At 44.5% G+C, this 15,173-nt stretch carries 12 protein-coding genes; 10 read left to right on the forward strand and 2 right to left on the reverse strand.

The genetic code is table 11. The annotated features are described in order from the left end of the window. The first annotated feature begins 199 nt into the window (after positions 1 to 199). Complete coding sequence (locus tag K08M4_RS17375; protein WP_086050802.1) at positions 200 to 1,393, forward strand: multidrug effflux MFS transporter; 1,194 nt, start codon at positions 200 to 202, stop codon at positions 1,391 to 1,393. Positions 1,394 to 1,554: 161 nt separating this feature from the next. Here the strand turns inward: K08M4_RS17375 and K08M4_RS17380 are convergent, their stop codons facing one another. Together K08M4_RS17380 and K08M4_RS17385 are read right to left on the reverse strand one after the other, a co-directional pair. Further along, on the reverse strand, positions 1,555 to 2,340 hold the full coding sequence (locus K08M4_RS17380) for an ABC transporter ATP-binding protein (RefSeq protein ID WP_086050803.1): 786 nt from the start codon (positions 2,338 to 2,340) through the stop codon (positions 1,555 to 1,557). Between the two features lie 77 nt (positions 2,341 to 2,417). Continuing rightward, positions 2,418 to 3,179: a siderophore ferric iron reductase gene (locus K08M4_RS17385; RefSeq protein ID WP_086050804.1), complete on the reverse strand. Its 762-nt coding sequence runs from the start codon at positions 3,177 to 3,179 to the stop codon at positions 2,418 to 2,420. A gap of 220 nt (positions 3,180 to 3,399) precedes the next feature. Between K08M4_RS17385 and K08M4_RS17390 the strand changes: the two genes are divergently transcribed. From K08M4_RS17390 to K08M4_RS17430, 9 genes are all read left to right on the forward strand, one after another. Further along, entirely contained in the window at positions 3,400 to 4,308 is a 909-nt protein-coding gene (locus tag K08M4_RS17390; protein WP_086050805.1) for an AraC family transcriptional regulator, read from the forward strand. A gap of 206 nt (positions 4,309 to 4,514) precedes the next feature. Further along, entirely contained in the window at positions 4,515 to 6,662 is a 2,148-nt protein-coding gene (locus K08M4_RS17395) for a TonB-dependent siderophore receptor (protein WP_086050806.1), read from the forward strand. 82 nt (positions 6,663 to 6,744) lie between these two features. Beyond that, on the forward strand, positions 6,745 to 7,680 hold the full coding sequence (locus K08M4_RS17400; RefSeq protein ID WP_086050807.1) for an iron-siderophore ABC transporter substrate-binding protein: 936 nt from the start codon (positions 6,745 to 6,747) through the stop codon (positions 7,678 to 7,680). 2 nt (positions 7,681 to 7,682) lie between these two features. Continuing rightward, on the forward strand, positions 7,683 to 9,677 hold the full coding sequence (gene fhuB, locus K08M4_RS17405; RefSeq protein ID WP_086050808.1) for a Fe(3+)-hydroxamate ABC transporter permease FhuB: 1,995 nt from the start codon (positions 7,683 to 7,685) through the stop codon (positions 9,675 to 9,677). 204 nt (positions 9,678 to 9,881) lie between these two features. Next, positions 9,882 to 10,694, forward strand: a complete 813-nt coding sequence (locus tag K08M4_RS17410; protein WP_086050809.1) for a crotonase/enoyl-CoA hydratase family protein — start codon at positions 9,882 to 9,884, stop codon at positions 10,692 to 10,694. Positions 10,695 to 10,787: 93 nt separating this feature from the next. After that, complete coding sequence (locus tag K08M4_RS17415) at positions 10,788 to 11,951, forward strand: OmpP1/FadL family transporter (protein WP_086050810.1); 1,164 nt, start codon at positions 10,788 to 10,790, stop codon at positions 11,949 to 11,951. Then, positions 11,951 to 12,640, forward strand: coding sequence for a hypothetical protein (locus K08M4_RS17420; RefSeq protein ID WP_086050811.1), 690 nt, complete (start codon positions 11,951 to 11,953; stop codon positions 12,638 to 12,640). The genes K08M4_RS17415 and K08M4_RS17420 overlap by 1 nt, the downstream gene beginning before the upstream one ends. Before the next feature lie 321 nt (positions 12,641 to 12,961). Next, positions 12,962 to 14,074 (forward strand): NADH:flavin oxidoreductase, encoded by a 1,113-nt coding sequence (locus K08M4_RS17425; protein WP_086050812.1) that lies wholly within the window; start codon positions 12,962 to 12,964, stop codon positions 14,072 to 14,074. A gap of 438 nt (positions 14,075 to 14,512) precedes the next feature. Beyond that, positions 14,513 to 15,148: a CatB-related O-acetyltransferase gene (locus K08M4_RS17430; protein ID WP_086050813.1), complete on the forward strand. Its 636-nt coding sequence runs from the start codon at positions 14,513 to 14,515 to the stop codon at positions 15,146 to 15,148. Positions 15,149 to 15,173 lie beyond the last annotated feature (25 nt).

Raw genomic sequence — 15,173 nt, forward strand, 5'->3', positions numbered from 1 at the left:
CTGAAAAGTGACTATTCACATATTTAGTTGAACGTCTATTGTATGATTATACAAGCTCACGTATGTTTACTGTGCCTTTCTCTATTTGATCCAGTCGGAGCATTATGAATAACTCGCCAGCAGCGTTTCCGCTATTTTCTCTGTTTTTATGTTGTGAGTTAGATACGCACGTTTTTTCTTCGAACGGACGTATTAAACGATGAGTCGTCGATTTGATTTTAAATCGATCTTACTTGCGTGTTTGGTCATCAGCATCGGCCAACTCAGTATGGGTCTGGTGTTTCCATCATTACCTTGGATCGCGAAAGACTTTGATGTTTCTCTAGAGCAAGCTCAGCTTCTGGTGAGTGTGTATCTATTAGGTTTTGGGCCTTCCCAGTTTATTTATGGCCCTATTTCCGATGCTCTCGGGCGCAAAAAAGTACTGCTAAGCGGTTTGTTGATTGCCATGCTTGGGCTATTAATGATCATCTTCTTTAGCCATTCATTTACTAGCATGGTGATGGGGCGTTTTCTGCAAGGCTTAGGGACTGGCTGTTGCGCTGTACTTGCTCGTGCTTCCACGCGGGATAGATTCAGTGGGGCAGATTTACCTTTAGCGATGTCTTATATTGCGATGGTTGCCTCTATAACACCTTTGATCGCGCCTGTTATCGGTGGGTTTATTAACTTCCACTTTGGCTGGAGTATGGTGTTTATCTCACTACTTGGCTATGTCTCACTGGCTTGGGTGGTATTGGCGTTCAAGTTTAAGGAAACCGTTACTCAGGTTTCGGCTATCCCTTCCCCGAAGAAAATGGTTTCTCAATATAAAGAGTTACTTACGTCTCGTTATTTTATGAGCTTTGCGAGTATTGGCTGGCTTAACTTTAGCTTGATGATCACCACCGTATCAGTGATGCCATTTATCATGCAAAATCAGATTGGCATGACGTCAGATGAATACGCGATGTGGGCGGTGATTCCTGCATTAGGTATGCTGGGCGGAACAAGCTTATGTAACCGTATTCGCCCTATGCTGGGTAACAAGAAAACTCTGTTATGCACACCTGTATTACATGTTGCTGCGGCGGTGTGGCTTTTCTTTTGTCCACTTGAGCCACTGTATTTAATGCTTGGCCAGTTCTTGATGATTATTGGCAATGGTATTGCGTTACCTTGTGCTCAGGCCTTGGTGATGTTGCCTTATAAGAAGAACGCTGGCGCGGCGGCTGCGATGTCTGGCGGAGGGCAGATGGTGGTGTCTTCAATGGTGAGTATGGGGCTAGTTCAATTAGGGCTAGGAGAAGCGTGGCATCTATCGCTTGTCATCATGTTGTTCACACTGATTACCCTATTTAATATTTTACGTGGTTTCAGTAGCCAAGAAGCGAGAGAGTCCCAGCTTAGCTAGTTATTTGGTTATTTAATTATTTAGCTAGCTAGCGAGTGAAAAACGAAAAGGCCATTGAAGTTTATGATTTCGATGGCCTTTATTATGCTTAGAACTTAGAACTTAGAACTTAGAACTTAGAACTTAGAACTTAGATTTAAATTGAAATTGAAATGCCCGAACTATTCACAGACGACTGCAACCTTCTCACTTGCTGCAGTATTGGCTGGAACTGGATGATCGATCAGTCGGATAGGGGACTCATACAGTGCTGACAAAGCCTCTTCATCGAGTAACTTATCCGCGCTGCCTTCGAACGCAATCTGACCTTTTTTCAGGGCGACAATATGCGTCGCGTAACGAAGCGCTAGGTTCAAATCGTGCAAAATAACGATCACCCCAACATCTTCTTTTTTGTTGAGTTCAGACAGTAAGCCCATGAGCTGAAACTGATGATGAACATCCAGTGCCGATGTCGGTTCGTCGAGGATCAATACCGGTGACTGCTGAGCCAACAACATTGATACCCACGCGCGTTGACGCTCTCCTCCAGATAAATCATCCGCCAAGGCTTGCGAGAACTCAGTAACACCGGTTCTCTCCATCGCTTGTTGGATAATCGATTTGTCTTCTGAATTCCAACGACCTAGTGCGCCTCTCCATGGGAAACGTCCTAAACGAACCAGCTCTTCGACTGTTAAGCCAGCAGAAGCGGGGAGCTTTTGCGGTAAATAAGCAATCTGCTTGGCTAAGTATTTGCTTTTGAATGAAGAGAGGGAAGTGCCGTCTAGTTCCACGCTGCCGTGATCCGGCGACATCTGCCCTGAGAGCAAATTAACGAGTGTAGATTTACCCGAACCATTATGGCCAAGAACGACGGTCAGTTCGTTGGTCGGAATCGTGAGGTCTTCGATTGAGAGAATCGTTCGTTCATCACGAACAATTTTGATGTTTGAAAGCTGAAACATGTCAGTCCTGTGCCTAGACCAATAAAGCGCTTCAGTGAAATTAAACGAGCTTTATTGGCTTTTAAAAATAGAGGGTGTTATTGAGCTGTTTTTTTGTTGTCGGGGTGTCTTGGGCAATCGTCGCAATACTTTCTAGAGTCGCACTTATAAACTAAGCAGCAGCTGATTCTGATCAGTTTTAGCATCTCCGAATCAGCGTCTATTTTAAGGCTGTCTAAATGATTTTCAGGCAACTGGCATGCTTCTAACCAAAGCTTAGCTTGCGCAGTAATGTAATCGTTGGTCAGGCTTGGTTCGTGCTGCTGAAGTTTTATCAAACTGCTTAACAATAGATCGGCCAATAAATGATTGGTAAATCCTGGGCGAATACGTGTCCATTCACTGATCTGGCTTCGATAAAACTCAGTCAGTGCAAGAATGGCTTCACCAGCATCTGGAATCAGCTCTTCTGGTGAACCATGTTGATGATCACCATTAAAGAAACGGTAGCCTGTGACAAATTCTTTGTACCTAAACTGGCCGATGTTCTTAATATCAGGCAGTGAGTGAAGGCCGTAGATAGATATAAAGGTCACGTAGATTGGTTGCCAGCAAACCAGATCCCACGTTCGGGTTAACCAATAGGCTTTGCCTGCTTCAGGGTGGCTCTGCGCAAGGCCATCGTAAACTCGTTTGATTTCTTTATGGCTATCATCATTCGTTATTGCAATGCTCTTGCTATGCAGAGTACCAAAGCTTCCACTTAAATAAGGTGTCACTTGTTTTGAGTGAGCGAAGATTTTCTGATGTAGAGACGGGGCTCTCCGACGAGTGATAATATTGTGCAGCTGGGAAAGCATCATAAACCATTAAATGAGAATCAGTAGCGTTATCATAACGGACATAATCGAGGATAACCATACAAAATGGAGCATCTACTCGGTGCCTCTGTCTTTTGGTCATTTTATAGAACACACATGAGTGCTTCTTTTTTTGAGTGATAAAAGCCGTTTTAAATGATAAAAGTATTGGTGAATCGAATGTGTCGCTGCCAACTATAGAGAATATAAAAGCTTAAATATGAACACACCTGCATTTGGTCGTATCAGTCGCGTTTTGACCTATATCCATTCGAACCTTAGCTCCTCGCTATCGTTAGAAGATATTGCGACACAAAGCTGTTGGTCTCGTTGGCAGCTTCAGAGAGTGTTTCAAGCCGAAACAGGGCTTACTGTGGCTAATTATGTGAGAGAGCTAAAGTTAAGCCAAGCTGCAGAACACCTGCTTGATGGAAAAGAGCGCGTGATAGATATTGCTTTTGGGCTCGGGTTCAATTCAGAAATAAGCTTTAGCCGCTCGTTTAAGCAGATGTTTGGGTCTAGCCCAAGTCAGTATAGAAAAGCAGGTAAAAGAGTCGGGCTAAGAAAGCCGATACAAGTATCTGAAACAGCGAGTACTTCTGAAAAAGGGGCGTTAAGCTTTGTGGAAGTGCGCATTGATGAAAGAGAGTCTTTCCTAGTGAAAGGTATGACATCAGAAATCAGTGGTTTGTTTTCACTCACGCAAGACTTCGCTCAGAAAGTCCCTCAGCTATGGTCACGTTTAGAAGGTGAGGTTGAGATCCCTGACGACAACGTGCTCCAGTTCATTGGCGTGGTTGACCTGACTCAGTCTTGCTTTGACGGGACGAATATTCACTATTGGGCAGGGGTAGAGCTTCAGGAAGGAATTTCAATCCCGCAATTACCGAGTATTATCTCTGAAAGGTTAGAGGTACTGACGGTTCCTAAGCAAACTTATGCTGTAGTGAAGCACTGTGGTCCAATTGAGAATTTACGACACACCTTGAGTTGGTTTGTGCTGAATTGGATGCCAAGTTCAGGTTATCGTGGCGTCGATGGATATGAGCTTGAAGTGTACCCGTTTGCCTATCAAGCACATGCCTCTGACGCTGAAATGGAGTACTGGGTTCCTATTATTAAATCGTAGTCATATTCCCGCTCACTCTCTTCTAGCAAAGCCTTCCTATCAATAGGGTCAATTGTGTTTTTAATCACCAATTGACCGTTTTCTACTAAAAATAGGTCAAGTTCTTTTTGAATTTGCACCAAATTGTTAATTATCCCACCTCTAGATACATACAATGCAAATGAGTTTTATTATTATTTATATTAAGCATTGGTACCGAGGGAATTATGACCACTCACACTCGTTTTAAGTATTCATCATTGGCAGTAGCGTTGCTGACTGCGTTCTCAGCGCAAGCATTGGCGGAAGATACCGCTACTTCGGCAGATTCGAATGTAGAAACTATTACTGTTATGGGTAAAGCCTATCGTAATACAGCAACTAAATCGGCACTTGAGCCAGAAGAAACACCTCAAGGTATTACAGTCATTGATGAAGAACAGTTAGATCAACGAGGTGTAAAGTCTCTTAACCAAGCGCTTAGATACGCGCCGGGTGTTGTGACTGAGCAAAAGGGCGCATCAGTAACCATGTACGATACGTTCTCGATTCGTGGGTTTAGTAACAATCAGAGTTACTACGATGGCTTGATTCTGCCGTTTCTGACTGGATGGAACCTGCAACCTCAGATCGACCCTATTGCGATTCAGCAAGTTGAAGTGTTTAAAGGCCCTACGTCTGTGTTGTATGGATCGATGCCGCCGGGTGGTATGGTCAACATGATCGCGAAGGCACCGCAAGAAGACGGGTCGACAAAAGTGGGTGTATCTACAGGCTCAAGAAACTTGATGGAAGCGTCAATTGATACTTCAGGTCAGTTAGGTGAAAGTGACTTTTCATATCGTTTAGTTGCACTCGCTCGTAAACAAGACAGCCAAGTTGATAACGCTGAAGAAGAGCGTTATGTGATTGCTCCATCGCTAGATTGGCAGGTATCTGATAGAACACTTATTAACTTCAATCTTTACTATCAGAATGATCCGTCAATGGGTACTAACTCTGCAATGCCGCTTGAAGTGCTGAAGGCAAGTGACCCATCTGTGTCTATGGGCGACAAAAACTGGAGTACCTTTGAACGTGAAGTCTTGATGTTAGGTTATAAGATCAATCATCAAATCAACGATAATTGGACTTTCCTTCAGAACGCTCGTTATTCCGATGCATCGCTATATCAAGAAAACACCTATCATCGCGGTACGAATTTTAACGCCGCAACTGGTAGTTTAATTCGAAATGTGTACAGCACAGATGAAGACTCTCAAAGCTTTGTTATCGACAACCAAGTATCAGGTCGCGTCGAGGTTGCTGGGCTAGAGCATAACTTATTGTTTGGTCTCGATTACCTAAAGCTAACAGGTGACTCTTTGTACAAAGAGTTTGATGCAAACAGTAGTTTCGGTGATTTCAACGCATACAATCCAAATAACGACCTTTTGGATAAAAGTCAGCTTCAAGAGAATTACCGTGAATCCCACGACATTACTACCGAGCAGTTAGGATTATATTTCCAAGACCAAGTTCGCTATGACGCGCTGGTTTTACTTGCTGGTGGACGTTACGACATGTTCAAAGCGAGTGACGATAAAACGAGTACTTACCCAACAAGCGATGGCACAGAAAAAGCGGATCACAATCAGTTCTCTTACCGCGTAGGTGCCTTGTATGAGTTAGATAATGGCATCTCTCCATTTGTGAGTTATGCGACGAGTTTTGAGCCAGCTGCTGGTACTGATATTAACGGTAACTCGTTGAAACCTCAGTTGGGTGAGCAAGTCGAACTAGGTGTGAAATACCTGTCTGCTGATATGGCACAGCAACTTACAGCATCATACTTTTACATTACTAAGAAAGACTCAATTGCTGCCGATCCATCGGATCCAACGTATCGCTCTAAGATTCAGTTAGGTGAAGTGCGCTCTCAAGGTATGGAAGTTGAAGGCCGGTGGTTTGTAACGGACAACTGGGATGTTAATGCAAGCTACACGTATGTTGATATGGAAGTGACTGAAGATGCGAACCCAGATCTAGAAGGCACTACACCAATCTATGTACCGACACACGCCGCTAATCTATGGAGCAATTACTATGTCTATGGTGGTGCTTTATCTGGAACTCGCTTCAGTGCAGGTGCTCGTTACATGGGTGAAATGGAGATGGATGCAACCAATACTCAAGGAAAAGTACCATCATATACGGTTGTCGATTTATCCGTAGGTTATGACCTAGGGGAAGCAAGTGAAACTCTGTCAGGTGCAACGGCTAACTTGCTGGTTAACAACCTGTTTAATGAAGAGTACTACACCTGCTACGACCAATCGAACTGTTGGTTCGGTGCAGAGCAGTCAGTAGAACTCAGCGTGAACTACGAGTTCTAATTCATTTGAATACATAAATCTAAGCAGCCAGTGTAGGCTGCTTTTGTCGTTAAATAAACACTTAAAAAGTGACAGTGATTATATGAAAGCCAACTATTTTACTTCTCGTTTTCCTAAAGTGAGTTCGTTCATTGCCTCATTGGGCTTGTTGTTATCAGCTCAAGCGATGGCTAATTTTCAAGTTGAAGACAGCGAGGGAGTTAAAACCCTTGAAGCTCAGCCCGTTAGAGTGGCTGCGTTGAACTGGGATATTGCTGAACAAGTGATTGAACTCGGCGTTACGCCAGTCGCAGTGCCCGATATTGCAGGTTATACCGATTGGGTTGTTCAACCTGCCATTCCAGAAGGCGTGGCGGACATTGGCACTCGAACTGAGCCTAATTTTTCTGCTTTGAAGAAGCTAAACCCTGATGTGATTCTTATCGCTTCGCCTCAGAAAGATCTTCAGGATCGACTCTCGGAAATTGCACCCGTACTTTACTACCAAACGTACAGTGAACAACACAACAATGCAGCGGCTGCTATCGAGAACTTCAAGAAGATAGGTAAATTGCTTGGCAAAGAAGAACAAGCGAACAACAAATTGGCAGTGATGGATGAACGTATCGCTGTTCTAAAAGCTGAGTTAGACAAAGCGTATCCGGGTGACAAGCCAAAAGTTACTTCTTTCCGTTTTGCGAGTATCACATCGGTGTTTATCTACGGCGATAATTCGATTCCACAATACGCACTCGAAAAGCTTGGTTTTGAAAATGCGATGGATCTTCCTGCGAGTCAGTGGGGTATCAGTCAAAAGCGTATGACCGAGCTTAAGAACGTGAAGAACGGTATTGCGCTTTACTTTGAACCTTTCCCATATCAAGAAAAGTTAGACCGATCTCCGGTTTGGAAGAGCATGCCTTTTGTTCGTAACGGTCAATTTAGCCCAGTAGCGGCAAGTTGGAGTTACGGTGGTGCAATGTCGATTTTGTATAACGCAGAAGCTATGGCGCAATCGCTGTTGACGTTAGCGGAGTAGTAATGAAATCCAGTGGTTTGGTGATGGGGGCAGCGCTGTTTTTCGCTTCCCTTGTTCATTTATGGTTAGGGCAATCTGAATTTGGCCCTATCGGTGAGCTGCTCCAGCAAGTTTCACTGATCAGTGACAGCGTGACATTCAACTCAATGGTTGATGATTCATTCGAGTTGATGGCGTTAATCTATGTCAACTTGCCTCGCTTGGTCATGGCGATTTTGGTTGGTGGAACACTCGGCACCATAGGTAGCCTGTTTCAACAACTGACGCAGAACCGAATGATGTCGCCGCTTACTTTAGGTACGTCGTCAGGGGCGTGGCTTGGTTTGGTTATTCTGAATGTGGTTGCGCCGATGTTGGTCGCTCAGTATTCAGTTTGGTTCGCTCTGATCGGTGCACTGCTCGCGATGGGACTGATTGTTTCGATTGTCGGAATCAAAAACATGAGCGGCTTGCCAATTGTTTTGGCGGGCATGGCAGTTAACTTACTGTTAGGCGCATTTGCGACTGCGATTATTTTGCTCAATGACGAGTACGCCCAGAACTTGTTTGTATGGGGAGCGGGTGATCTAGGACAGAACGGTTGGGAACAAGTAATTTGGCTGATGCCTAAGCTACTTCCGATCTTTGCCATCTTCTTATTGGCGCCAAGAGTCCTGACTTTGCTTTCGATTGGCACTGAAGGGGCAGCAGCACGCGGGCTCAATATTGGCGCAACATTCTTTGTATTGATGGCGGTTGGCGTTTGGTTGGTGTCGGTGTCGATTACCTCAGTGGGCGTGATCAGCTTTATTGGCTTGATAGCTCCGAACATCGCTAGGCATCTAGGTTTTCTAAAGGCCAAATCTGAACTCGTCGCAAGCTGTGTATTAGGTGCGCTACTGCTTTGCGTCACTGACAGTTTCGCGATCTTCTTGGGGCGATGGTCTTTGGATATGATTCCAACAGGGACGGCAACCGCGGTCATTGGCGCTCCAGCGTTGATCATTATTGTGAGAAAGCAATTATCGGCTCAAGATCAGCTGTTTTTCTCGATGCCTAAAGGCCCAAAGTTTATTTCACCTTTGGCTTACTTCTTGTTGGGCACAATGATTTTTGGACTGTTGGCGTTGAGTACGCTCTCACAGCCTTCTTCTGATATGGGCTATTTTGTTATCCCAGACGCATTTGAATGGTCGATTCGTTGGCCGAGAATATTAACGGCGATATTCGCTGGTGGTGGCTTGGCGGTGGCGGGCGTGATTTTACAAAGGTTAGTCTACAATCCGCTTGCAAGCCCGGACATTCTTGGTGTGTCGGCGGGCGCTGTTCTGGCGTTGATTTTCAGTAGCCTATTTATGGGTTATTCGATTCACTCATTGAGCCCTTGGATTGCTTTCTTAGGCAGCGCGATTGCACTGTGTTTATTGCTATTCCTTGGCAAGAAGCATCAGTTTGCACCTTCGATCTTGATTCTCACAGGTATCTCATTAACCGCAGTTTTGGAAGCTTTGGTGCAATTCTCTTTAACGCGAGTGGGTGAGGGGAAATACACTTTATTGGCTTGGTTAGCGGGGTCTACCTATCGTGTTGAACCTGAATCAGCAATGATTTTGGCCATGGTGATAACGGCTTCTATCGGGGCTGCTTTGCTATTGAGTCGTTGGGTGACCTTAATTGCGACTGGCCGACAGTTCGCGAGTGCCAGAGGGTTAAATATCAATCTCGCCTACGTGGCATTGTTGTGTATTGTTGCGATCTTATGCTCGGTCGTGACAACCACCATGGGGCCAGTCGCATTTGTCGGCTTGTTAGCTCCGCATATCGCTGCAATGATGGGGGCTCGTTTGGTGCGAGTGCAGATCATCTTGTCGTTTTTAATTGGTGCTGCTCTCATGCTATTTGCAGACTGGTTAGGTCAAGTAGTGGTGTTCCCAGCGCAGCTTGCAGCAGGGACGTTAGTTTCAATTATTGGTGGCAGCTACTTCATCTTCTTGTTATTGAAATCTCGAAGAACATAGGTTCTGCCAAAACTGAGATCCCTTAATTATCAAAGCTACGAATGAAAAGCAGTGAATGGAGCGAACCATCACTGCTTTTTTATTGATGTCGTTTGTGTAAGGGGCGGTGTTAAGCAACACAGGTCTCGCTTCTTAATGTGCAAGTTTGGCATATGTTAATAAAATGTATAACCTAAAGGTCTGACCACTTATAAGGTAGCCACCATGCCAAACCTCGATCGTATCACTTGTTCTATCGATGAAAACCAAATTGCGACGGTTGTGTTGAATCGACCCGATAAGCTCAACGCTATTGATATGGCGATGTTTGAAGGCGTCAATAATATGATCAGAGAACTCAAAAAAAATAACGAGGTTCGCGCTGTAATAGTGAAAGGTAATGGTACGGATTTTTGTTCAGGGCTCGATGTTAAATCATTATTGAACAGTAAAGTTGGGGCGATGAAGCTTTTGTTCAAATGGTTGCCGACGATGCCAAATGCGGCTCAGTATTTTTCTATTGGTTGGCGAGAGATCCCTTGCCCTGTTATTTTTGCGATTCACGGGCGTTGTTGGGGAGGTGGGCTTCAATTAGCCAGTGGTGGCGATTTTAGAATCGCTAGCCCAGATGCGAACTTCTCGATATTGGAAGCGAAGTGGGGGTTGATTCCTGACATGGGAGGCGCCATCGCATTTCGCGAGCTGATGCGTAAAGATCATACTTTGGAAATGGCGATGACAGCTAAGGTGATTGATTGCCAAACCGCCAAAGAGTACGGCTTGGTGACAAAAATTGCTGAAGATCCTTACGCTGAAGCTTATTCCTTGGCACTTGAGTGCGCGAATCGTTCGCCAGATGTCGTTGCTGCTAATAAGAAACTCTATAATAAAACTTGGTGGTCTAGCCCTGGCATGGCAGTGTTTTACGAGACCTGGTATCAGATAAAGGTAGGGTTAGGCAAGAATAGAGCAATCGCTGCTCAACGTGAAATTCATCGAGACAAGCCACGTCCATACGTCGCTAGAAAGTTCAAATAGCGCTTGTAAAGTAATAACGGGTATTCCCATTGTTTATAGGGCTTTGCGGTAACCTTAGATCAATTTAATGTCTAAGGCTAAATGAGCAATCTGATGAACAAAACTTTTACTTACTCGCTAGCTGCCACCGCAATTTTTACAAGCTTAAATGCTTTCGCAAGTGGTTTGTTTTTACAAGAAGCTGTTGTCGCCAATGCCGGTACTACTGGTGCCGGTGACGGTGTTTATACTCGTTCGGCTGCGGCGATGTGGACCAACCCAGCCACTATGTCTCATATGGGCGAAAGCAAAACCACGATCAATACCATGGCGTTCGATCTTGAGATGAAATATCAAGACAACCAAGATTCTAGCGGCGATGGGAAAGGGCATTCAGTTCTTCCTTCATTTGGTGCCTTCCACGCACATCAAGTTACCGACAAATTACACCTTGGTATTGCGCTTGGCGCTGTCGGTGGTTCAAGCCTCGATTACGGCAGTGAATGGGCAGGCGCCGCCCTTCTAGAAGATATCACGCTCACTGCGATGCAAGTGAACCCATCACTAAGCTACCAACTGAATGACCAGTGGTCGGTTGGTGCCGGTATCCAGTTAAGTTGGGCTGCGTTTCAACAAACAACGTCAATGCTTACTGCTAAACAAGATACTGACTGGGCATACGGTTATAACCTTGGCGTAATGTACACGCCTACAGATAAACTCAAGTTAGGTGCTAGCTACCGTTCTAAACTCGAGCATGAATTCAACAATGATGTAAACGGTAAGTTAGGTGCTAACGTTTTGAATTCGTTATCGACAGATATTGCTTTACCTGAAATCATCGACGTCAGTGCGAGCTATGCGTTGAACCAACAGCTTGACCTGTTGGCGAGTATTCAGTTGCACCGTTGGAGTGAGTGGGATACTACTGTTCTCGATTTTGGAACCCAAATAGGGGGGCTCCAGATCGATCGTAACTGGGATGATGTTTGGAAATTTGCAGTAGGTGCAGACTACCAACTGAACTCAGACTGGCGCTTGAAAGCAGGCTTCTCTTACGAAACATCGCCACAAGACGATCCGTCAATGCAATGGGTTGACCTCCCTGTAGGCGAACAGTATCGCTACTCGGTAGGTGCTTCAACGTATTGGGATGATATTTTAATCGACGTGTTCTACGAATATGCAGATTTAGGGTCGGTTGATATGGACAGATTTATGGTAGATGGCTCGTTCGATGGCCGTATCCACTTTGTTGGCGTTAGTGCGACCTTCTAATGACATTACGTAATCTATTACTTGTTGCTACGGCAACGCTCGGATCGATGGGTGCTTTGGCTGAAGAGAAGCACCCTGATGATCCGACTAAAATCGTGACCAAAGCGGGCGTTGCTTATAACGAAGATTTGCAGTTCTCAGGCTCTATCGGTTTAGATGAAGCGCGAATGATCAATGCTCGTGTCAATGCGGACGGCGAAGAGTGGCGATTAGGCGGTTCATGGCTGTTGCCGATGGGTATCGTGAATTTCAACTTTAGCCGTTCTGAATATGATAACGATGCTTATAAGAACAACTACAGTATTGGCACATTTATACCACTGAGCTATTTCGATATTGAGCCGTTCGGTTGGCAAATCTTCCCAATGGCTGGCTACAGCTATAACGATGGTGAAGTAGCCGTATTCGATGATGATAACGTTGGCTCTGACTATGTATTGATGCCGAGCTCAACACACGGTGGCTATATTGGTGCGTTTGGCTTAAAAACGATAACCGATGAATGGTCTATCATGGGATTTGGTGGTGGTTCAATGGGTTCTGACGATTACTCAGGCTATTGGGCTGGCGTTGGTGCGAGCTATAAATTGAGTGATGCTCAATCATTCAACTTCTTCACTATCTTTGCTGAGGATGACTTCGGTGAAAATAACAGTGTTGGCGCATCTTACACCTATGAGTTCAAATAGCTGTTAGTAGGCAGCAATTCGTAGGTGGACACCTCTCGTAAGAACCATTGACTTAGTCCAGATTAATTTGAACAAAGTCGCTTATTAAAACTGAGCGACTTTCTTTTATTCTATTTCCCAATCTTTTTTATCTCTTTCTAATGTGAGAGTACTGCTCTCTTAATCTAGATTAAGTTTCCTTCGCCTTATTCTCTGTAGTATCCGCATAAATCAACGCCCATTCAGTAATGGACAAAAGAGAGTCACTTTGTGAAAACGAAGTGGTTCTCTTTTGTCTTTTAAAATGGGCAAACATAATAAAAGATTTAATGAGGATAACACTTGAGCACTTTGTTTACAGAAACCCACATTGGCAAGATGACACTAAAGAATCGCTTCGTGAGAAGTGCAACGTGGGAAAATATGGCCACTGAAGATGGCCATATGACAGATAAACTTTACGCTATCTATGAAGAATTGGCTCAAGGTGAAGTCGGCCTGATCGTGACGGGTTATGCGAACATCGTTGAAGAAGAAAAGCCTAACGCGGGCATGATGGGGATGTATAACGACTCATTCATTGAAGAGTATCAGAAGCTAACTCAATTGGTGCACGACAACGGCTCTAAAATCGTGATGCAATTGGCTTATGGCGGCACGAAAACCACGTATGATCTTGGTGAACGAGTGATCTACGCACCAAGTGAAGTTCCAGAAAAAGGAACTCAAACACTCGGCAAAGCGATGACCAAAGACGAGATCGACTACATTGTTGATGCCTTTGCTCAAGCGTCTTTGAGAGCACAAAAATCAGGTTTTGATGGCGTTGAAATCCATGCTGCTCACACTTACCTAATTAACCAGTTCTTAAGCCCTTATTACAACCAACGTGAAGATGAATACGGCGGTAGCCTAGAGAATCGCATGAGATTCTTGCTAGAGATCTATACCGCGACTCGCAAGTTAGTTGGCGACGATTTTACTATCTTGGTTAAGCTCACCGCTTCTGAGTTTTTTGAGGGTGGTCTAACCTTTGATGAAACCCGTTTAGTCTGTAAAAAGCTAGAAGAAGTGGGTGTGGATGGCATTGTCGTGTCAGGTAATATTCATGGTAAAGCAGACACTATGATTGGCGAGTCGCACGATGGTTTTACCATTCAAGCTGAAGGCTACTTCCATGAGTATGGTCACGCGATCAGCCAAGACGTTAATATCCCAGTGATCACGGTTGGCGGCTTAACGGATTTCGATGCCATTGAAGCCATCGCAAACAATACGGGCATTGAGTACTTCGCGCTTTCGAGACCTCTGCTTTCTGAACCCCATTTAGTTAAGCGTTGGAAGGAAGGGGATAGAAGCCCTGTTGAGTGCGAAAGATGTTCAAAATGCCGAACTAAGCGTGGCAACTTCTGTGTCGTGAATAAAGACAGAAAAGTTCAGCTTGCTAGTATGTAATCGCTGATCCTAAATCCAAGTGTAAGCCTAAGTTTATAAACGAGCCTGAGCCTGTGTGATACCACAAGTTCCGGCTTGTTTTTGCATTCGACAAAGCGATGTATGAAACCTTATTTATTACATTCCCCTGTCAAATTAGTGCCTATCAACGGATACAATACATCAATGAGCTTTCTAACTGAGCCACTGTAAACAAGCTACTGTTAACAAACTATCGCAAACAAACCGAGCATATTGTGAAATTACTTCCTCTCTTAAAGCAACCTCGAATCCACTGACGTCTCTTTAGTTTCTGCGACATTACGATCATTTCAACTGTGACTACACTATTGATGTATTAGGGCACCCAGTGCTACTACGTCAGCGAAGTTGTGCACGTTGAATCTGTATTGTCGAATATATTGATATTTAACTAATAAAGATTAATCAGAGGTAAAAATGCAAAACAAGCATTGGTCCAAATTCGAATTGCTGCATGAAGTCGTAACCAACCCCAATATTCATGTAAAAGGTCAACACAGTTATTACAGCGATTGCTGGGATAATGGCTTCGAACAATCGGTAGTGCGCTATTTACATGGTGACGAAGTTAGCCGTCAGTGGGTGCCTCGATGGGAAATCGACGAGCTTTACATCGGTGATTATGTCTGCATTGGTGCCGAGGTCGTGATTTTGATGGGCGGCAACCATACACACAGAGTCGACTGGTTTTCGCTGTATCCATTTATGGATGTCATCGACGACGCCTACATTGGGAAAGGCGACACTCATATTGAAGATGGTGTTTGGCTTGGTATGCGAGCCATGATAATGCCCGGAGTAACGATCGGGGAGGGAGCCGTTATAGCGGCGAACAGTGTTGTTACCAAAGATGTCGAAGCTTACAGTATTGTTGGTGGTTCTCCTGCAAAAGTCGTTAAGTACCGCTTTGATGAGTCCGTTATTGATGAGCTCATCTCAATGAAAATCTACGAGTGGCCAACAGAGAAGTTTGAGGCATTAAGAAAGCACTTATGTGATTCAGATTTTACAAAGTTAAAGCAGGCGATTGAGGATTATGACAACAGATTGTAGAGCACGAACAGAACGGAAGATTTTT

The organism is Vibrio syngnathi (assembly GCF_002119525.1).
In the GTDB taxonomy this organism is placed as follows: domain Bacteria; phylum Pseudomonadota; class Gammaproteobacteria; order Enterobacterales; family Vibrionaceae; genus Vibrio; species Vibrio syngnathi.

Bases quoted from the DNA above. Each gene is read 5' to 3' on its own strand.
- K08M4_RS17375 (WP_086050802.1), top strand. From the start codon at position 200: ATGAGTCGTCGATTTGATTTTAAATCGATCTTACTTGCGTGTTTGGTC.
- K08M4_RS17380 (WP_086050803.1), bottom strand. From the start codon at position 2,340: ATGTTTCAGCTTTCAAACATCAAAATTGTTCGTGATGAACGAACGATT.
- K08M4_RS17385 (WP_086050804.1), bottom strand. From the start codon at position 3,179: ATGCTTTCCCAGCTGCACAATATTATCACTCGTCGGAGAGCCCCGTCT.
- K08M4_RS17390 (WP_086050805.1), top strand. From the start codon at position 3,400: ATGAACACACCTGCATTTGGTCGTATCAGTCGCGTTTTGACCTATATC.
- K08M4_RS17395 (WP_086050806.1), top strand. From the start codon at position 4,515: ATGACCACTCACACTCGTTTTAAGTATTCATCATTGGCAGTAGCGTTG.
- K08M4_RS17400 (WP_086050807.1), top strand. From the start codon at position 6,745: ATGAAAGCCAACTATTTTACTTCTCGTTTTCCTAAAGTGAGTTCGTTC.
- fhuB (WP_086050808.1), top strand. From the start codon at position 7,683: ATGAAATCCAGTGGTTTGGTGATGGGGGCAGCGCTGTTTTTCGCTTCC.
- K08M4_RS17410 (WP_086050809.1), top strand. From the start codon at position 9,882: ATGCCAAACCTCGATCGTATCACTTGTTCTATCGATGAAAACCAAATT.
- K08M4_RS17415 (WP_086050810.1), top strand. From the start codon at position 10,788: ATGAACAAAACTTTTACTTACTCGCTAGCTGCCACCGCAATTTTTACA.
- K08M4_RS17420 (WP_086050811.1), top strand. From the start codon at position 11,951: ATGACATTACGTAATCTATTACTTGTTGCTACGGCAACGCTCGGATCG.
- K08M4_RS17430 (WP_086050813.1), top strand. From the start codon at position 14,513: ATGCAAAACAAGCATTGGTCCAAATTCGAATTGCTGCATGAAGTCGTA.